Origin of the sequence: Draconibacterium sp., assembly GCF_041583095.1 — a bacterium.
Lineage (GTDB): Bacteria > Bacteroidota > Bacteroidia > Bacteroidales > Prolixibacteraceae > Draconibacterium.
The window spans coordinates 1-18399 of record NZ_JBFHGM010000075.1; the positions used below are offsets into that span (position 1 = coordinate 1).

The following is an 18399-nucleotide window of genomic DNA, read 5'->3' on the forward strand; positions in this document are numbered from 1 at the left end:
AAACATGGTTACGAGCAGGCTACACAATGTACAATGCTGGTGCATTACAAAGGCAAATGCGATGTAAAAAAAGGAGCTTTTGATGCACTAAAGCCACTGAAAGATGCATTGATCGAACGTGAATTAAACGCAACTATTGACTAAAACATATGAGCATTCTTGCTATTATTCTATTAATTCTTCTCGGCCTGCTGTTACTTCTGATTGAGTTTGCAGTGATCCCGGGAGTTACCATCGCCGGAATTGGCGGGTTTCTTCTTTTAGGAGGAGCAGTGTACGTGGCATTTGCCGAATACGGAACACTTGTCGGTTTTATTACACTGGCCACAGTCCTTATTCTTGCACCTGCTATGATTTACTACTTTTTTAAATCGCGGACAGGAAAAAAAATGATTCTGGAAAAGAACATTGTTGGAAAAGTTGACCTGATTAACAGGGAGAAAATTGTAGTGGGCGAAACCGGCAAATCGATTGGAAGATTAGCACCAATGGGAAAAGTAAAAGTAAATGGCGAAATTGTGGAAGCCCAATCAACCGGTGCTTTCATCGACCACAATACCGAAATCAGAGTTTTGAAAATTGAATCCAATAAAATTATAGTTGAACCTTTAAATAAATAAAACATGATAGTAGAAGCAGTAGGCGCCTGGGGATTAATAATCGGGGCAATCGTATTACTTTTTATAATCCTCTATTTTATCCCAATAGGATTATGGTTTTCAGCGTTGGTATCTGGAGTACGAATTTCACTCCTGCAGTTATTCTTAATGCGTTTCCGTAAAGTACCTCCGGGAGTAATTGTTCGTGCAATGATTGAAGGAGCAAAAGCCGATGTTGAATTAAGTCGCGATGCTTTGGAAGCACATTACCTGGCCGGTGGTCACGTAGCAAGAGTAGTTCATGCATTGGTATCTGCCGCAAAGGCAAACATTGAACTGCCTTTTAATATGGCAACCGCCATTGACCTTGCAGGTCGCGATGTTTTTGAAGCCGTACAAATGTCGGTAAATCCGAAAGTAATTAATACTCCTCCTGTAACTGCAGTTTCAAAAGATGGTATTCAGCTAATTGCAAAAGCCAGGGTAACCGTTCGGGCAAACATTAAACAATTGGTTGGAGGAGCCGGAGAAGAAACAGTACTCGCCCGCGTAGGTGAAGGAATTGTTTCGTCGATCGGTTCATCACACTCGCACAAAGCGGTGTTGGAAAATCCTGATTTTATTTCGCGTGTAGTGCTTGAAAAAGGGTTGGATGCAGGAACAGCATTTGAAATACTATCGATTGATATTGCCGACATCGACATAGGTAAAAACATTGGAGCAGTGCTTCAGATGGACCAGGCTGAGGCAGACAAGAATATTGCCCAGGCTAAGGCAGAAGAACGCCGTGCTATGGCAATTGCGCTGGAGCAGGAAAATAAAGCTACAGCACAGGAAATGAGAGCCAAGGTTATTGAAGCTGAAGTTCAGGTACCACTGGCAATTTCTGAGGCCTTCCGCAGTGGAAACCTTGGAATTATGGATTACATGAAATACAAAAACATAATGGCCGATACCACTATGCGTGAGTCGATTGCCGATGAAGATAAAAGCAAACCAGACGATCAATAAAACGTATTAACCATAAAATAGTGAAGCCCGTTGCAACTTGTAGCGGGCTTTTTTATGCAATTGTTTCTAAAATTTTTTCCAAAGCTTAAGCGTTTGTTAAAATATCTGTCTTTTTAGACGATTTTAGATTCATTTAGATGCCAGAACATGTTTTTCAGCATATCTTTGCAGCATAAGTTTTAGTTCATAAGTTTAGGTTTGATTAGTTTTATTGGTTTAGTTAGTGGAAAGGATGAGTGTTGACTCATCCTTTTTTTATGGCTTATTTCTGAAACTGTCTCTTCCACCGCATTATTTTCCATATATAAATTCACCCGATAAATTTTCTTTAAGTTCGCATAGAATTAAAATATGTTATAAAACACATTTTTTAACATTCGGGTAACCTCCGGTTCACATACGCACCTTATCTTTGTAGTATAAGTTTTAGTTCATAAGTTTAGGTTTGATTAGTTTTATTGGTTTAGTTAGTGAAAAGGATGGGTGTTGACCCGTCCTTTTTTAGTTTATACCAACCAGACTCCAATAGCACCTGGTAGTCACCCACTCTTCACATTTCATCTATCAGCGAACTGATTTTCACATTTAGCCAATTTTCCACAGAACATATTTTGATCAGTTTAAATTCCTACAGAATTATATTTTGAAAAAATATCTGTTTCAGAAATTATAGAAAGATGATCGTGTGTTAAGTAAATTCCTAATTTCTTGGATACTTCATTAGTTGAAAATTGGGACATTTTCCAGGTTCTTAATACGTATTTAACATCGGAAATAACACAAACGCGTTCGCAAAAACCTGGTTTTGAAAGTATTTCCACAGGCCACAACCGACGTTAAACACTGATATTCTGACAAATAAAAAACATAAATAAACAATCCCCTTCAATACGATTGATGATCCATAAAGTTAAAATATGTTATCGTGTGGCATTTTAACATTGCATTAACCTCCCTTCGCCTTATTCGCCGTACATTTGTAGTACAAGTTTAGTTCATAAGTTTAGGTTTGATTAGTTTTATTGGTTTAGTTAGTGAAAAGGATGGGTGCTGACCCGTCCTTTTTTTATGACCACAAATGAATTCCAACATATCTTTTTGCCACCTATTACGTATTTTAAATTACATTTTAACATCTCATTGTAATATTTAAACGATAGATTACATTTATCGCTCATAAATAATAACAATACGCTATTCGACAACTTAACATTAGATTAACTTTTGTTTCGAAGAAAGACCTTACATTTGTACTATAAGTTTTAGTTCATAAGTTTAGGTTTGATTAGTTTTATTGGTTTAGTTAGTGAAAAGGATGGGTGTTGACCCGTCCTTTTTTATTTTTCATCCCAAACAGTAGATTAACCAAGACATTCAGCACCGATCGCAAACCTCCTCATAGATTTTCCCAAAGCAGTAATAGATTAAATATATGTTATAGAACACATTTTTTAACATTTGGATAACCTCCGATTCACATTTTCATCGTACATTTGTCATACAAGTTTAGTTCATAAGTTTAGGTTTGATTAGTTTTATTGGTTTAGTTAGTGAAAAGGATGGGTGTTGACCCGTCCTTTTTTTTGTTTATACCCACCAAAGCACAATAATTCCAATAAACACAAGCGTTACTGCTAAGTTGATTAAACAAGCCTTGTAAACATCCTTTGAATATACCGGCCTCGGATTTTCGCCAATAAAAGGCTTTTCAACCAGTTTTCCGTGATAACGGTTTGGCCCTCCAAAACGACAATTGAGTATACCGGCCAGGGCAGCTTCCGGGTATCCTGCATTTGGACTGGAATGTTTCCTGCCGTATTTAACGATGAATTTAATGGCCCGGAAGTTAAAACTAACTGCAGCCATTAAAATCGCAGTAAGTCGTGCGGGAATAAAATTCAACACATCGTCGAGCTTTGCGGCAAAAAAACCAAAATCTTTGTATCGTTCGCTTTTATAGCCGATCATCGAATCGAGGGTATTGGCCATTTTATAGGCCAGCATTGCAGGCACTCCGCCGATGAAATAAAAAAACAGCGGAGCAATTACCCCATCGCTGAGGTTTTCGGCCAGTGTCTCCAAAACTGCTGTTCTTATCTGGTTTTCGTTTAACGCTGCTGTTTCGCGGCCAACGATCATAGATAATTGTCGGCGGCCGGCTTCCAATCCTTCCTTCTCCAATTTTAGTATTACACGCAGAGCTTCCTGAATAAGCGAGCGGTTGGCTAATCCATAGAAAACCAAAACGCCAGAAACAACAAAGTACAGGTTTTGATAGGCGGATAAAACCGTTAAACCCAGTTTAAAAATAAAGTAAGTGGTAAAAATCAGACAGAAAGCCAGAAGTGCTCCTTTTATCTTTCTGTTTTTGCCCCGGTTCAGTTTAGCTTCTCCTTCGGAAATTGCCTTGCCAAACAAACGGATTGGGTGTGGCAGAAAATGCGGATCGCCAACCAGGCAGTCGAGTACAAAACCCGCCAGCAGCGGAATAATTATAGAAAGTTGTTCATTCAATTTCCATGGATTTATAAATGTATTCCATATCAACATTTTCCCTGATTAGCTGTGCCAGTTTGTCGTATTGCGTTTCTTTAAACTGTTGAAAATCCATTTGGGTTGCCAGCTGTTTCCCCGACTCTTTTAAAATCCGGTTAACCACGCTGATATTATCAAAAATGCCATGTATGTATGTTCCCCAGGTTCGTTCATTCAGGTAATAACCATCCTTCTTTTGGCCGTTTACCATACAAGCCGAGCTTTCGTGTTTTGCAATTGTTTCACCCATATGAATTTCGTAGCCCTTTCCTTCCTCACTGTTCTGAAAAGTAAAAGTACATTGTTCCGTCACCTTCTCTTCCGTGAGAATCGTTTCAACAGGCAAAATTCCCAAACCCGGAACTTTTTCAATCTGCCCTTCCACATGATGCGGATCAGCAATCCACTCGCCCATCATTTGAAAACCGCCACAAATACCGTAAACAGCTTTTCCCTGTTCGTGTGCCTTTTTCACCGCCATTGCCATTCCCTGCTTTTGCAGAAACAACATATCGGAAATGGTATTCTTTGAGCCGGGTAATAGCACAATATCGGCCTCATCGATATCTTCTGGCAATGCCGCATAAAACAGGTTCACTTCCGGTAGTTTTTCCAGGAAATTAAAGTCGGTGAAGTTTGACATGTGCCGCAGCAATACAACGGCAATATTTGTTTTTCCTTCAACGGCTATAAACTGCTTTTTGTCGACCACCACCGAATCCTCATCATCAATATAGATGTCGTGAAAATGCGGAATTATGCCCACAACCGGCACACCACAAAGTTCCTCCAGCTTTTTTGCACCATCTTCAAACAAGGTAATATCGCCCCTGAATTTATTGATGATTATGCCTTTCACCAGTTTTCGCTCCTGCTCCGGCAACAGCATCATGGTACCGTAAACACTCCCGAACACACCGCCTTTATCAATATCAGCAATCAGATAAGTGGCCGCATTTTTCTCCACAGCCACCCGCATATTCGTAATGTCTTTTTTCCACAAGTTTACCTCGGAGATACTTCCTGCACCCTCCACAACAATCGGATTAAATTCATTCTCCAGTCGCGAAAAAGCATTCATTGCTTCGTTGAACAGAAAATCGCGGTCGGTTTCGTTAAAATATGCTTTTGCCGATTTGTTGGCCCAGGGTTTGCCATTCAGCACAATTTGCGAATCCATGTAACTGGTAGGTTTTAGCAGCACCGGATTCATCTCCACACGGCAATCAATGCCACACGCCTCAGCCTGAACAGCCTGTGCACGACCGATCTCCAAACCGTCGGGTGTAGGGAAACTATTCAGCGACATGTTTTGCGCTTTAAACGGAGCCGGACGTAATCCATCCTGCTTAAAAATACGGCAAAAACCTGCATTAACAACACTTTTCCCCACATCGGAGCCGGTGCCGACAAACATTATCGGGCGGTATGTTTTTGTTCTAGTCATGTTTATCTATATCGAATACGGTAACACTGGCGTAAGCCGGTTTAAAATTTTCAAAGAGTTGTGAAATGGGTACATTTTCGATCACACTTTTTAATATTCGGATTACTCCGGCATGGGCAACTATGGCAATATTTTCAGCGTTTATGCTTTTAATTTCATTGATAGTTGCCGAAACACGTGCTACCATTTCCGGGTACGATTCGCCGTTTTTTGTTGGCAATGCCTGGTAATTGTCCATCCAGGTTTTTCCTTCAGCTTGAGTGTATATTTCGTCCCAGGGCAACATCTCCCAGTCGCCAAAATTCAGTTCTTTCAAACGCGGATCGAAATGGATTTCCTCATCAGGGAAAAGACTCTCGGCCAGTTTCCGGCAACGTAACAAGGGGCTCGACCAGACGGCATCAAAACTCACCCGCTCAATATCCTGTAACAAGCGTTTTTGTTCTTCATAAAATGTTTCGGCCACATCAACATCGGTTTGCCCGTAACAAATTCCGGGTTTTACATTTACGCTGCTATGTCGGATCGCATAAATCTTCATGCTATATTCTGCCAGGAAAGGATACACAAATAAAAAAACACTTCGCAAAGTTGCTGCAGAGCCCCCAAAACATCGCCGGTGTAGCCGCCTAATTTGCGTGTAATATAATTTCGGAAATAAAAAGTTACGATGAGCAAAACGGCAACTACCAGAATTGTTTCCTGCCAGGCAAGAAACAGCAACGACAATCCGCCAGTAACCAATGCAAACAGCAACGAAAATAACGAATCGGCTTTCCCTACAGGTTTGGTTTTACTGCTTGCATCTAACCTTGCATATACCGAAGAGTAGATGAGCAACACCGGAAAAACACGACTTAATGCATGCCCGGCAATTAAAATGAAAGGTATTCTAATGGCATCGACATGCGATAAGGCCAGAAATTTTATCGCCAAAACCGACAATAGTCCAACAGTTCCGTAGGTGCCTATCCGGCTGTCTTTCATTATTTCCAGGATACGTTCGGGCGTGTAGCCGCCACCAAAACCATCGCAGAAATCGGCGAAACCATCTTCATGAAATGCTCCGGTTAACAATATTGTGGCTACCATGCTAAGTGCAACTGCCAGCGTAACAGGCAGCACAGCGCTAAAAGCAAAATAAACCAATGCCCCAATGGCTCCGACAATCCATCCGATTACCGGAAAGTAGCGCGTTGATTTGTTCAACATCTTCTCCGACCATCCGTGAATATACCCCACCGGAATTCGGGTGTAAAACATCAGGGCGGTGAGGAATATTTTTATCTCGTTTCTCATTTGTTGCTTATTTCTGCTAAAATCATTCGGGTTGATTTGCCTTCAACCTTAGTTATTTCTTTTTCTACCATGGTTGTTTGCCTATCAACCTTAGATGTTTAAATATCATCTTTGGTTGATTTATAATCAACCTTGGTTGGTTTTCTATCAACCTTGGTTGGTTTTCTACCAACCTTAGTTGGTTCTTCATCAACCTTAGTTGGTTCTCTATCAACCTTAGTTGATTCTCTATCAACCTTAGTTGGTTCTCTGTCAACCTTAGTTGGTCGCCTGTCAACCAAGGTTTACAAGCAAGCAATCAGTTTAATCTTTGTTACTAACACCGGCATCTTCCATGCTGCTCATTTCATTCAGAAAATTAACAGCCGATTTTAGCAGCGGCATCGCAACGGCAACTCCGGTTCCTTCGCCCAGTCGCATTCCCAACTGCAGCAGCGGTTTTGCCCCAAGGTGCTCCAGCATCAGCTTATGTCCTTTTTCGTCGGAACCATGGCAAAATACACAATTATCTTTTACGGCAGGATCCATTTGTATTGCCGTAAGCACAGCAGCTGTAGCAATAAAACCATCGATCAGGATAAGCATATTTTGTTTTTTCGCTTCGAGGTAAGCTCCCGTCATGGCAGCAATTTCGAGGCCTCCGAAAGTAGCCAGAATCTCTTCGGGTGTGCCCGGATTGTATTTCGCGGCAATTTCTTTTAGTATTCTGGTTTTACGATCAACCTGCTCATCATTCAAACCCGAGCCCCTGCCTGTGCAATCTTCCATTGAAAGGCCGGTAAATTTATGCATCAATAACGACGAAGGTGAGGTATTTCCAATTCCCATTTCGCCGCAACCGATGGTATTACACCCTTTAGCAGCCTCTTCACGAACTGCTTTTGCTCCGGCTTCCATTGCTGCGCGGCATTCTTCCACGGTCATGGCCGGTTCTTTTCGCATGTTACGGCTTCCGTTTGCAATTTTTGCGTTAATCACGGGAAGATCTGCCGGAAAAGCGTAATCAACACCCACATCGTAAACTTTCAGTTCCAGCTCGTTCTGACGGCAAAAAACGTTGATGGACGCACCACCTGCGCAAAAGTTCATTACCATTTGCCAGGTTACATCTTTTGGATAAGGGCTGATACCTTCGTCGGCCAGGCCATGATCGGCAGCAAAAACCAGATGCGCTGGTTTTTCAATTTTGGGCGACAACGTGTTTTGAACCATACCTATTTGCAAGGCCAGTTCTTCAAGCAGACCAAGCGATCCGAGAGGTTTGGTTTTGTTATCGATTTTGTGTTGCAGTTGATCTTTTAATGTCATTTTTATTGGTTTTTTATTTTGTTTCTCGCGGATTTCGCTGATTACAGCAGATTTTTTTTTGAACACGAAGACTCGAAGAATATTTCTCTCGCAAAGGCGCCAGGACGCAGAGGATTCTGAAATCTCAATTCGTTAATCATCATTCGAAATTCCTTTGATTTGAACAGGTATTCCCGAAACCATCAGAATTACTTCGTTTGCCGATTTGGCAATGTACTGGTTCATCCAGCCCTGCAGATCGGCAAACTTGCGGGCAATTTCATTTTCGGGATGAACACCCATTCCCAATTCGTTGCTTACCACAAAAAGCGTCATATCCTGATTGATAAATTTATCCCACTCTCGTTTGGCTATTTCAAGACTGGCATCTACATCGTTGTTGTTCTGATAAAAAATATTGGTCAGCCACAGCGTAATACAATCAAGCATAACTGTTTTCCCGGCCAAATCATGTTTACTGATTTCAATCTCTTCCTCGATGGTTTGCCATTGTTCGCCGCGATCGGACTGATGGCGTTTAACGCGGTTATGAAAATCTTCGTCCCATATATGGGCAGTTGCCAGATAAACCGGTGCGTCCGAATTTTCCTCAGCACTTTTTTGTGCAAAACTGCTTTTACCCGAACGCTGACCGCCTGTTATAAATGTAATTTGTGCCATTCTTTAAAATTGAATTTCAAAAGTTACAAAAAATCAAACCCCCGGTACGCGACCAGGGGTAAGAATCATTATCATGTGCTTTGAGTGCCGCACTTAGTGCAAAACTGCTATAAATATTCGTCTAGCTATTCACCTTCCTTCGGACTACAAACATCTTGTTTATAAATCCAGGTTATTTTATCTCCGCTTTCAAGAGGCTGGTCGATAGCAATCTTTTTGGCAGGCTCGCCATTAATTTTGTAGTACCAAACACTTTGGTTCGGCTCGCCTTTTACACCATCAATTTCATCGACAAAAACATATTGCCCCACGGGGTGGGTTTTTACTTCCGCAACAAACTGGAGGGCTTCCAAAGCTGAAAGCCCTTCTTTCCAATTTGTCTCGATTTTCAGTTTTGGATGGTTGCCCGATCCAAAATCTATTTCAACAGTAACCTTTTCTCCGTTGCTGGCAAAAGCCGATAATCCGATAAAACAGGCCAACAGCAGATTAAGGCAAAATATTTTTGGTTTGTTCATGGCTTATTCAACCGTTAAAAGCATGAATGGTGAAATTCCTGTTGTGTACTCGCTTAATTGAGTCCCATCAGGAGAATAGGTAACCACTTTACCATTGCCACTTGCACTTTCCGACACGAATGTAAATAGCTTATCATTGTAATAAGCCAAACCATTTATTCCGGCAACATTTTCAATAAGATTGTTGGCATCAAATGATTTTGTTTCCACATCGAAAACAACCACTGCTCCACTCAGATTATAATTGGCATCGTAGGCAGAAGTCATTAAATACAGTTTTGAGAAATCGTTGTTAGACACCAGTAGATTCACATACGAAGTACTAACTCCGGGAAAGACATATGTATCCACTAACTCGTTCGTGTCGGTATTAATGTACCCCAGACCGGTTGATTCGGAATAATCGCTGTAAGTACTCACAAATGAAACATATAAATTTTCATTTGCATCTTTTAAGAAATATGAACTTACAGCCGGTGTTTCAATATACGAAACCGCTTCGGTGTTTAAATCAATTACAGCAACACTATCTTTGTAATTTAAAGCAGCAAATAGTTTATTATTTGCTATTTCCAGGCCTTCAGGACCACCAGGCAATGCAATGGTGCTTTCAACAGTATTTGATGAAAGATCAATTTTTGCAATGTACGACAACGACTCATCATTCCAGATATCGCCCCCCCAACAAGAAACATACAGATAATCGTCATTCCCAACGCAGTAACGAGGTTTAACAATACCTTCAGAGATTGCATTAGAAGTTTGTTCAAAGGTTTTACTGTTAACCCAAAATACCTGATCGGAGTTATTACCCATCATGTAAATATTACCGTTGTAGTTGTATGCATACTGCACATTAGAGACCATACTTACGCCATTTACCGAAGTGTAATATTCGTTAACCACCTCATCAGTATATTTGTTGTAAGCCGTAATCGTTGATTTATCACCACTGTAACTACCATAGTTAATAATAAATCCTAAATCGGCAGCAACATTTACCTGATGAGTGATCGTATTACTCAACTCTCCATTCACCGCAATCAGCGTAACATCATAAATTCCCGGTTCGGTGTAGATATGAAGTGGGTTTGCTTCTGTTGAAGTTGCATTGTCGCCAAAGCTCCACTCATAACTAACTGCCTCAGATGAAGTGTTAGTAAAGAACACAGTATCTCCAGCCTGTATATTCTCCTCGGGAGCATAAGTAAAGCCTGCAGTAACACTTGCCGAATCATTGTCGTCACAAGCAGTAAAGGCAAAGGCCAACACCGCCAAAAACGTCAAAATTTTAAATTGTTTTTTCATTTTGTAGTTTGTTTTTTATTTGAATTTATATGTGATGCTCAATCGGTAGGCGATGCCGGGCATGGCATAGCCCCAACTTGCCTGGTAATCGGTATCCAGCAGGTTGTTGATCATTCCATTTATTCGAATTTGATTCTGTCCGTCGATTTTCCAATTGTATCCAACAGCCACATTCATCAGAAAAAAAGCATCCAGAACATTTTTTTCTTCCTCATCAGTAAATTGCTCGTCGGTATAACCTCCGTCTAGCGTGAAATCGAATTTGTTATAAGTTACCGTTGTGAAAAAATTACCGGCGTGCAGCGGAACATATTCCAACTGACGGTTAAGCGCATTCGTGTTATTCTGCGACTTTTTACGCTCTGCAGAAGTATAGGTATAATTCAGCCCCGAATTTGCTTTTAATCCCAAAATGGTATAATTCCAATCGGTCATAAACTCCAAACCTTTGCTTTGCACATTTTGCACATTCGCGGCATACCAATATGCTCCTCCGTTTTTCCAGAGAATCCAGTCGTCCACATTCATCAGGAAAGCATTCAGTTTTACATTTCCTGACATGTCTCCAACGCAGTAGCTCCATTTTGTGCCGAATTCGTAACTCATTCCTTCTTCAGGATTCAGATCGGGATTTCCGCCGGGCACCCAAAAACGGTCGTTAAAAGTTGGAACACGATAACTGCGTGCAATATTTCCGGTAAACCGAAGCACATACTTTTCTTTTGAAAGCGCCAGGTAATTCAATCCGAACGACGGCGTAAAAGGAACGTCGAAATCGGTAACATAACCATAGCGTAAATTTAGAGTTGCGGTTAAACGGTTAAAAAAACGATGATAGTACGAAGCATACAAGTCTACCCGATCCTCGTGTTTCAAAGATTCGGAATAAGCGTAAACCGTTGGATAAATACGTGTAGCTTTAGCTCCGGCTTTATAGCTGGCATTGGGCGAAAAATCGTGTTCGATAAATGCCTCGCCAATTATGCGTTGGGTTGAAATGGTATCAGAAGTATTTTCGTTGCTAACGGCATTATCATATACATACCCGCCGTTAATTTCTAATTTGAAGGGATTTTTGCGGTTTTTATAACCTGTCCAGATACGCACATGATCATTGTTATACTCTTCGCGCAAATCCGGATTACTCAGGTTGGTTTGCATGTTTTGCTGAACCAGATGCCAGTCTTTCTCCAGCCAAATATTAAAGATGAAGAACTCGTCCTTGTCGAACTTATAATTCAGTTCCTGCAGTAATCCAATATTTTCAATAGCTGCATTGTGCTGCTTATCTTCTATTTCAAAAATATTGTTTTCGAAATCACGGTAATTGGGATTCGTGAATTTAAAATCATTTGTTTTCGAATAATAATATGCACGTGTAACCGCTTCAAACCTTCCGTTTCCCCAAAACAGTTTTGTTCCGTAAAGCTGCTCTCCAAACGAACCGTTTGCAATGCGGGCTTCGGCCTTAAAACCGTTGGTCCAGTTGTTTTGCAGGCCCAAATGAATGGCTCCGCCAATACTACCCGATCCGTTTACCGAACTGGCACTACCAAACTGCACCCCAATTTCATCGAAAAGATAAATGGGTACATTATTAACATTGGAGTGGCCCAGCGTAAGCGAATTAATATTTATTCCGCCAAAATTAAAACTGGTATGATCGGGCGCCGATCCGCGAATACGAATAGTGGCCAAACCACCTGCATTGGTCTTAAAGGCGATGGGTAAACTGCGCGAAAGTAATTGCTCCAGGTTTCCATCCTGCGACAACAAAAACTGAGTCGCATTAATACGTTCGATTTTAGCTCCCGACTGGTATTTCTGAAGCTTTCCATAACTCACTACTTCCTCAACCTGAACGGTGTCGAACACGGTAAAAGGCTGCTGCGCCATTGCACTTTGAGCCAGCGCCCACAATACGATTCCAAAAACTACAAACCTCCTCATTATCAAAAGTTAAGGAGCTTTGGATAAATCAATGAAAAATACGGATATATTTCTCAAGCTTTTATCCCGAAGCTTAATTATTTACTATTGAATTTATGGCAGGTCTTCTGGCTCATCCCGGTTATTGATGCCTTCCCTCCCGATTCCCTCGGAAAGTGGCTTATGATTCAATAACACGATCCGTCAAACGACGGATAGGACTTACAGCTGCGGGTACAGCTCCGGTTTTTCACCGGATTCCCTTTTCATCTTATTTCTGAAACAGAAATTTTAAGAACCTAAATTCACCGACAAAGATAGTCACATTTTTTAACAACCATGTTTTTATTGAAAAAGATACGCAGGAAATTGCCACTGTTTATGAACTGCACTCACACAAACCGCACATTAAACTGATATGATGCATTTTAACAAAAACAAAAAAGACTTAATGGTGAATTAAGAATGAATTAGCATACACCTGAAAATCTAATAATGAATTGTTTCAATGGGGAAATTGACCTACAGATAGTGATACTCTCACTGGAAGTGAGGGCATCACTCAGTCTTCGATTTAACTTTTTTCGATAACCTCCTCCGATACCAGAAATACCACAGGTTTATTTGAGATTGGATTGGTGCGCACCACAACAACAGTTTCGTACACCGCTTCAATATCTGCATAATTAAGCACTTCTACCGGTAGGCCTTTTTTACGAATATGGCCTTCCTGCATCATAATCAGCGAATCGCAATATTCTCCGGCCAGGTTCAGGTCATGAATGATCATCAGAACGGTTAATCCCAGTTCGCGACTCAACCGACGGATGAGATTTAACGTTTGTACCTGATGCGTGATATCCAGATGCGAAGTTGGCTCGTCAAGCAATAGCAGATCGGGCTCCTGTGTTAAAGCACGGGCGATTCCGGCCAGTTGCTGCTCTCCACCACTTAAGGCATTCATGTATTTGCCCTTTAGCTTTTCAACGCCTGTTAGTTTCATGTATTTCTCGGCAATGGCAAAATCCTCTTTGGTCTCGAAAAACTGGAATTGTTTGTGATATGGAATCCGCCCCATCAGCACATATTCTTCAACGGTCATACTGCCAATTTCAATATTCTGCGTAACAATGGCAATATTTTGTGCACGCTGCTTCAGATTCATTTTTCGCGTATCCAACCCCTTCAACTCCATTTTTCCTTTCAGCGGAGGAAGCTCTCCTGAAATCCCCCTAAACAAGGTAGTTTTTCCCGAACCGTTTGGACCGATAATTCCCACAAAATCGCCTTTTGCCACATCAAAACTCACATCCTTCAGTAAAAACTTACCGGGATAACCGCAGGAAAAATTAGTGATATGAAAAAACTGTTCCATGCTAATTCAGTTTGAAATGTGACTTTGAGCGACTCAGTACAATAATAAAAACCAATCCACCAACAAAACCGGTAATTACCCCGATTGGCAATTCGTTTGGTGAAATTATGGTTCGGGCAATCGTATCAGAAAGAATCAGAAAAATGGCTCCTCCCAAAAACGAGCCGGCCAAAAGAATACGATAATCGTTGCCAATAATCAGTCGGATTAAGTGTGGAATAACCAAACCAACAAAACCGATAACTCCGGCTACCGAAACTGCAATTCCGGTGAGCAGCGAAGCCACAAAGAACAACAATTTTATGGCTACTCCGGTATTTATACCCAGGTGCCGTGCTTTTACTTCACCCAAACGAAGTGCATTTAGTGTTTGTGCAAAAAAGTACGAAATTACAAGCCCGGCCAGCGACGAATAAAAAGCAATTGCAATCAGCGAGTTGTTTGATTCATCCAGCGAGCCCATCACCCAGAAAACAATATTATGCAGGTTCTCGGTGGAAGAAATCGACATCAGAAACATCATGGCCGAGGATGATACAAAACTTACCATCACCCCAATCAGCAACATGCTGTTTATGCTTAAACCTCCACGTTTTATGCTTAACAGATATACAACAATGAGCGTAACAAATGCTCCCAGAAACCCAAATGCCGGAAGTGAAAAGAAGCTCAATGTATTCAATCCGAAAACAATGGCAATAGCTACACCCAATGCAGCACCGCCGGAAATACCCAACGTATACGGCTCAACCAGCGGGTTACGGTAAATTCCCTGCAGCACCACTCCCGACAGACTTAAAGCGCCTCCAACACCAATAGCCATCAATATCCGGGGAACGCGGATTTTTGCTAAAACAGTATATTCGATGCTGCCTTTATCCGACAATATTTGTGGCAGTTGCGAGAGCGACACTTTTACTTCTCCGGCCGATAATGAAAACAAAACAGACACCAGCAACAACACCAAAAGTGCGGCTAAAAAAAGTATCCATTTTAAATATTTGCTGTTCATTGTTCTCTAAATATCGGATTTACTCGCTTATAAAACGATAAACATCTTTCAACGCGCTTACAAAATTGGCCGGCGTTGGGCTGCAGGATGTTTCGGAAGAGATCAAATATACTTTGTTGTTTTTCACAGCCTCCATCCCTTCGTAACTGTTCCACACTTTTTGTTCCTCCTGGCCAAAACCACCCATTTCAGCAATAATTATCACATCCGGATTTTTTAGCAAAACACTTTCACGCGTTAGAGTTCCATGGGTCAATCCGGAGGCAATATTCGTTGCATTACATAAGCGAATAAAATCATTCATGAAAGTATTGTCCAACACCGAAAACACCGGATTGGCCCCTATTTGAAAGAATATTTTTGAAGGAGGCAATTGCTTTGATTTTGCCTGAATTTCTGCAACTGTTTTTCGGGCTTTTGCAACCACTTCTGTCGATTGATCTTCGCAACCAATCAGGTCAGCTATTTGTTGTGTTTGCTCACAAATTTCGTCAAAGGAAACCGGCGTTTCCAGCACCTTAACCCGTACCCCCAGTTTTTCAAGAGCGGCAATATCCTGCGCTTTTGTCAACTTCATGGTCAGCACCAAATCAGGCTTTAGAGCAAATACTTTCTCCACATTAATATCGATTGTTGAACCAATTTCCTCAACACCATCGTTTAAGGCCAGCATGCAATAACTAGTACATCCAACCAATTTATCTTTTCCACCAACCAGATAAATATTTTCGGTAATCGACGGTGCCAGCGAAATTACGCGGTTAACGTTCTGTGCAAACACCGAAAAACCGGCAAGCAGCAATACAACGAGTATTTTAATCTTCATCCGTTTTAAATTAACAGGAAATCAGATGCAGAAATCAATAGATTGATTCCCGAAACTTTGTTCCCGAAGTTCGTTCATCCATATTGTTGGCAGGTCTTCTGACTCATCCCCTTTGATCATTGCCTTCCCGTCATTGGCTAAACCGACAGTGGCGTGAGTAATGATCAGTTTCAGGAAATACAGCTGCGGGTACAGTTCCGGATTTACACCGGATTCCCTTTTCATCGTGTTTATAGTGCTATAAACCATCGAACCAAACTCGCCGACAAATATAAGCAGAATCTTTTCTGTCGGAAAGTTTTCTGATTTCTTTTGTGTTTTTTGAAGATAAGAATTGTGTGGTACAGGGGGTTAACAACTCTCTATGCGAGGATTATATTTTCATCAGTTCCATGTCGAAACCGGGTTTTTCACCCGCCAACAACTGGCTGATAATTTTTCCTGTTATCGGGCCAAGACTAACCCCCATCATGGCATGACCGGTTGCTATAAGCAGATTGTTGTATTTGTTTGTTCGGCCAATTATTGGAACTCCGGTTGGTGTAACCGGTCTACAACTGACGGATGTCGCGAACATAACTCCCAATTCGTTTTGCCGCTATTTTAAACAACGAACAGGTAAAGCTTATTCTGAATTTCTGAATGATATGCGGATTGAGTATGCAGGAAAATTAATAGCCGGTAGTAACGATAGTTTTGGGAATATTGCCATTGAATGTGGCTACAACAGCATTTCGTATTTTAACCGGCAGTTTAAGCGAATTAATGGCGTATCGCCATTGCAATACCGCAAAAAATTTAACCGCGGCCCTGTGTAATATTTTCAGGATACTCAATATCCACCAAAAACAATCCCTGCGCCGGAGCGGATGCACCTGCCGCGCCACGATCCTGTTTTTCAATAATCTCACAAAACTGTTCGATACTGATTTTGCCCTGTCCCACTTCCAGCAATGTACCAACAATGGCACGCACCATATTGCGTAAAAACCGATCGGCTTTTATTGTAAATTGTAATCGCTCGCCGCGCTGCGTCCACTCGGCCTGCATAATTTTGCAGTTGTTGGTTTTTACATCCGTATGCAGGCGACTAAAACTTGTAAAATCAGTGTAGTTAAAAAGCTTTTGTGCTGCCTGGTTCATTTTATCCACATCGAGCGGTTTCAGGTATTTGTGGCTCGTTTCAGTAGCAAACGGATCTTTTTCAGTTGAGATAAAATAATGATAAGTTCGTGATATAGCACTAAACCGGGCATGCGCCTCCGCATCAACCGACCAAACTTTTTGCACGGCAATATCCGAAGGTAAAAAGCTGTTGAGTTTATAAACGATATCCAGATTTTCAGGAATACCATTTCCCGAATCAAAATGCAGGATAAAAAACGAAGCATGCACTCCGGTATCGGTTCTTCCGGCACCAACTACATCTATTTTCTCGCGCAGGATTTTTGATAGTGCATCCTCCATAACCTCCTGAACCGAAACGGCATTGGGCTGGATTTGCCAACCATGATAATTAGTTCCTTTATAACTGAGTTGTAAAAAATAGCGTTGTGGCATTGTTCTCGTTTATCAGGGCGTAAAATTACAGAAAAAGTTGAAAGCACAGTTCAATCATACTATCAGCAAAAAAATAGCCGCCTCTCTTTTTCAGAGAGGCGGCCCCAGTTAACCCCAAACACGCGACTTCAGAACGAAGCCTAAAAGTTTTTGAAAGTATTCATTAACTTTTGTCAATCCTATCCCTTGAGTTTCTAATGCAATATCAGCGGTTTTATAAGCAGTTTTTATCCTCCAAAAAGTATCCGTTGTTAAAACTTATACTTAACATTTTATGGAGTTAAAACTTTTCATTGTTCGTTTTAATTTGGCGGCCCTTTAAATGGGGCGTCAGGTTTATTTAATAAAATTAATGTATTAATTCATTAAAAGCAAGAGCGATAAAGATGTTGTTTAACAATAAAGGAGACAAGCTGAAATTTTGACATTTTACAAAATCCTGACTTTCAATAACATTTAAAAAACACACCAAACCAACTGACAACCAGACAGCTAAGTCTGAAATATTTTCAGAAATTCAGGTATGGTATACCTTTTGATTTTTTGTTACTGAATGTTCAATGAATTGTTTAACCAAAAAGTTAAAGGAGGATAAAGTCATGAAATTAGCAAGAAGAAACGAACCGTATTTTCCATCAGTCTTTGACAGGTTTTTTAACAATGAATTGATGGATTGGAATCACTCGAATTTTTCGAGCACAAACACTTCGTTACCGGCAGTTAATGTAAAAGAAACCGACGATGATTTTGTTATCGAGGTTGCAGCTCCGGGAATGAGCAAAAACGATTTTAACGTGAACTTTAAAAATAACGTGCTCACTATTTCGTCTGAAAAGAAAAACGAAAAAGAAGAAAAGAATGAAAACTATACACGTAAAGAGTTCAGTTACCAATCGTTCCAACGTTCATTCACCGTTGCTGAAAACGCTGTAGTTGGAGAAAAAATTTCGGCCAAATACGATAACGGCATTTTACATATTGTACTGCCAAAACGCGATGAAGTAAAACCACA

18 protein-coding genes and 2 riboswitches are annotated in these 18399 nt (G+C 40.9%); of the genes, 4 read left to right on the forward strand and 14 right to left on the reverse strand.

Annotated elements, in window-relative coordinates:
* Positions 1-149: 149 nt before the first annotated feature.
* Both ABZB17_RS09205 and floA read left to right on the forward strand, forming a co-directional pair.
* Entirely contained in the window at positions 150-620 is a 471-nt protein-coding gene (locus tag ABZB17_RS09205; RefSeq protein ID WP_045032627.1) for an NfeD family protein, read from the forward strand.
* 3 nt (positions 621-623) lie between these two features.
* On the forward strand, positions 624-1610 hold the full coding sequence (gene floA / locus ABZB17_RS09210) for a flotillin-like protein FloA (protein WP_045032624.1): 987 nt from the start codon (positions 624-626) through the stop codon (positions 1608-1610).
* A gap of 1587 nt (positions 1611-3197) precedes the next feature.
* Here the strand turns inward: floA and cbiB are convergent.
* The 13 genes from cbiB to ABZB17_RS09275 all read right to left on the reverse strand — a co-directional run bounded on the left by cbiB (position 3198) and on the right by ABZB17_RS09275 (position 16404).
* Complete coding sequence (cbiB, locus tag ABZB17_RS09215; protein WP_372649619.1) at positions 3198-4124, reverse strand: adenosylcobinamide-phosphate synthase CbiB; 927 nt, start codon at positions 4122-4124, stop codon at positions 3198-3200.
* Positions 4117-5592: a cobyric acid synthase gene (locus tag ABZB17_RS09220; RefSeq protein ID WP_372649621.1), complete on the reverse strand. Its 1476-nt coding sequence runs from the start codon at positions 5590-5592 to the stop codon at positions 4117-4119. The genes cbiB and ABZB17_RS09220 overlap by 8 nt, the downstream gene beginning before the upstream one ends.
* Entirely contained in the window at positions 5585-6133 is a 549-nt protein-coding gene (gene cobC / locus ABZB17_RS09225; protein ID WP_372649623.1) for an alpha-ribazole phosphatase, read from the reverse strand. Before cobC ends, ABZB17_RS09220 begins: the two co-directional genes overlap by 8 nt.
* Entirely contained in the window at positions 6130-6891 is a 762-nt protein-coding gene (locus ABZB17_RS09230; protein WP_372649624.1) for an adenosylcobinamide-GDP ribazoletransferase, read from the reverse strand. The genes cobC and ABZB17_RS09230 overlap by 4 nt, the downstream gene beginning before the upstream one ends.
* 303 nt (positions 6892-7194) lie before the next feature.
* Positions 7195-8199 carry a nicotinate-nucleotide--dimethylbenzimidazole phosphoribosyltransferase gene (gene cobT / locus ABZB17_RS09235; protein ID WP_372649626.1) on the reverse strand — a complete coding sequence of 335 codons (1005 nt, stop codon included), beginning with the start codon at positions 8197-8199 and terminating at the stop codon, positions 7195-7197.
* 132 nt (positions 8200-8331) lie between these two features.
* Positions 8332-8859 carry a bifunctional adenosylcobinamide kinase/adenosylcobinamide-phosphate guanylyltransferase gene (gene cobU / locus ABZB17_RS09240; protein ID WP_372649628.1) on the reverse strand — a complete coding sequence of 176 codons (528 nt, stop codon included), beginning with the start codon at positions 8857-8859 and terminating at the stop codon, positions 8332-8334.
* A gap of 125 nt (positions 8860-8984) precedes the next feature.
* The gene (locus ABZB17_RS09245) at positions 8985-9377 is read right to left on the reverse strand and encodes a DUF4430 domain-containing protein (RefSeq protein WP_372649630.1); all 393 of its coding nucleotides are present in this window, start codon (positions 9375-9377) and stop codon (positions 8985-8987) included.
* A 3-nt stretch (positions 9378-9380) separates the two neighbouring features.
* Positions 9381-10685, reverse strand: coding sequence for a PKD domain-containing protein (locus ABZB17_RS09250; protein ID WP_372649632.1), 1305 nt, complete (start codon positions 10683-10685; stop codon positions 9381-9383).
* A gap of 15 nt (positions 10686-10700) precedes the next feature.
* Positions 10701-12635, reverse strand: a complete 1935-nt coding sequence (locus ABZB17_RS09255; protein WP_372649634.1) for a TonB-dependent receptor — start codon at positions 12633-12635, stop codon at positions 10701-10703.
* A gap of 79 nt (positions 12636-12714) precedes the next feature.
* A riboswitch (cobalamin riboswitch) is annotated at positions 12715-12932 on the reverse strand.
* Between the two features lie 256 nt (positions 12933-13188).
* On the reverse strand, positions 13189-13989 hold the full coding sequence (locus ABZB17_RS09260) for an ABC transporter ATP-binding protein (RefSeq protein ID WP_372649636.1): 801 nt from the start codon (positions 13987-13989) through the stop codon (positions 13189-13191).
* A gap of 1 nt (position 13990) precedes the next feature.
* Positions 13991-15001 carry a FecCD family ABC transporter permease gene (locus ABZB17_RS09265; protein ID WP_372649638.1) on the reverse strand — a complete coding sequence of 337 codons (1011 nt, stop codon included), beginning with the start codon at positions 14999-15001 and terminating at the stop codon, positions 13991-13993.
* A gap of 19 nt (positions 15002-15020) precedes the next feature.
* On the reverse strand, positions 15021-15827 hold the full coding sequence (locus ABZB17_RS09270) for an ABC transporter substrate-binding protein (RefSeq protein ID WP_372649640.1): 807 nt from the start codon (positions 15825-15827) through the stop codon (positions 15021-15023).
* A gap of 70 nt (positions 15828-15897) precedes the next feature.
* Positions 15898-16100, reverse strand: a riboswitch (cobalamin riboswitch).
* Between the two features lie 100 nt (positions 16101-16200).
* On the reverse strand, positions 16201-16404 hold the full coding sequence (locus ABZB17_RS09275) for an NAD(P)/FAD-dependent oxidoreductase (protein WP_372649642.1): 204 nt from the start codon (positions 16402-16404) through the stop codon (positions 16201-16203).
* Between ABZB17_RS09275 and ABZB17_RS09280 the strand changes: the two genes are divergently transcribed.
* Positions 16334-16645, forward strand: a complete 312-nt coding sequence (locus ABZB17_RS09280) for a helix-turn-helix domain-containing protein (RefSeq protein ID WP_372649644.1) — start codon at positions 16334-16336, stop codon at positions 16643-16645. The two genes, ABZB17_RS09275 and ABZB17_RS09280, sit on opposite strands and share 71 nt — an antisense overlap.
* Here ABZB17_RS09280 and truA read toward each other — a convergent pair.
* On the reverse strand, positions 16626-17387 hold the full coding sequence (gene truA / locus ABZB17_RS09285) for a tRNA pseudouridine(38-40) synthase TruA (RefSeq protein WP_372649646.1): 762 nt from the start codon (positions 17385-17387) through the stop codon (positions 16626-16628). The genes ABZB17_RS09280 and truA overlap by 20 nt on opposite strands.
* Positions 17388-18055: 668 nt before the next feature.
* On the opposite strand from truA, the gene ABZB17_RS09290 reads away from it, so the two are divergent.
* Positions 18056-18399 (forward strand): Hsp20/alpha crystallin family protein (locus ABZB17_RS09290; protein ID WP_372649648.1); only part of this gene is annotated, 344 nt, incomplete at its 3' end.

Excerpts from the sequence above, each read along its gene's own strand:
- ABZB17_RS09205 (WP_045032627.1), top strand. The coding sequence starts at position 150 with ATGAGCATTCTTGCTATTATTCTATTAATTCTTCTCGGCCTGCTGTTA.
- floA (WP_045032624.1), top strand. The coding sequence starts at position 624 with ATGATAGTAGAAGCAGTAGGCGCCTGGGGATTAATAATCGGGGCAATC.
- ABZB17_RS09220 (WP_372649621.1), bottom strand. The coding sequence starts at position 5,592 with ATGACTAGAACAAAAACATACCGCCCGATAATGTTTGTCGGCACCGGC.
- cobC (WP_372649623.1), bottom strand. The coding sequence starts at position 6,133 with ATGAAGATTTATGCGATCCGACATAGCAGCGTAAATGTAAAACCCGGA.
- ABZB17_RS09230 (WP_372649624.1), bottom strand. The coding sequence starts at position 6,891 with ATGAGAAACGAGATAAAAATATTCCTCACCGCCCTGATGTTTTACACC.
- cobT (WP_372649626.1), bottom strand. The coding sequence starts at position 8,199 with ATGACATTAAAAGATCAACTGCAACACAAAATCGATAACAAAACCAAA.
- cobU (WP_372649628.1), bottom strand. The coding sequence starts at position 8,859 with ATGGCACAAATTACATTTATAACAGGCGGTCAGCGTTCGGGTAAAAGC.
- ABZB17_RS09245 (WP_372649630.1), bottom strand. The coding sequence starts at position 9,377 with ATGAACAAACCAAAAATATTTTGCCTTAATCTGCTGTTGGCCTGTTTT.
- ABZB17_RS09250 (WP_372649632.1), bottom strand. The coding sequence starts at position 10,685 with ATGAAAAAACAATTTAAAATTTTGACGTTTTTGGCGGTGTTGGCCTTT.
- ABZB17_RS09255 (WP_372649634.1), bottom strand. The coding sequence starts at position 12,635 with ATGAGGAGGTTTGTAGTTTTTGGAATCGTATTGTGGGCGCTGGCTCAA.
- ABZB17_RS09260 (WP_372649636.1), bottom strand. The coding sequence starts at position 13,989 with ATGGAACAGTTTTTTCATATCACTAATTTTTCCTGCGGTTATCCCGGT.
- ABZB17_RS09265 (WP_372649638.1), bottom strand. The coding sequence starts at position 15,001 with ATGAACAGCAAATATTTAAAATGGATACTTTTTTTAGCCGCACTTTTG.
- ABZB17_RS09270 (WP_372649640.1), bottom strand. The coding sequence starts at position 15,827 with ATGAAGATTAAAATACTCGTTGTATTGCTGCTTGCCGGTTTTTCGGTG.
- ABZB17_RS09275 (WP_372649642.1), bottom strand. The coding sequence starts at position 16,404 with ATGTTCGCGACATCCGTCAGTTGTAGACCGGTTACACCAACCGGAGTT.
- truA (WP_372649646.1), bottom strand. The coding sequence starts at position 17,387 with ATGCCACAACGCTATTTTTTACAACTCAGTTATAAAGGAACTAATTAT.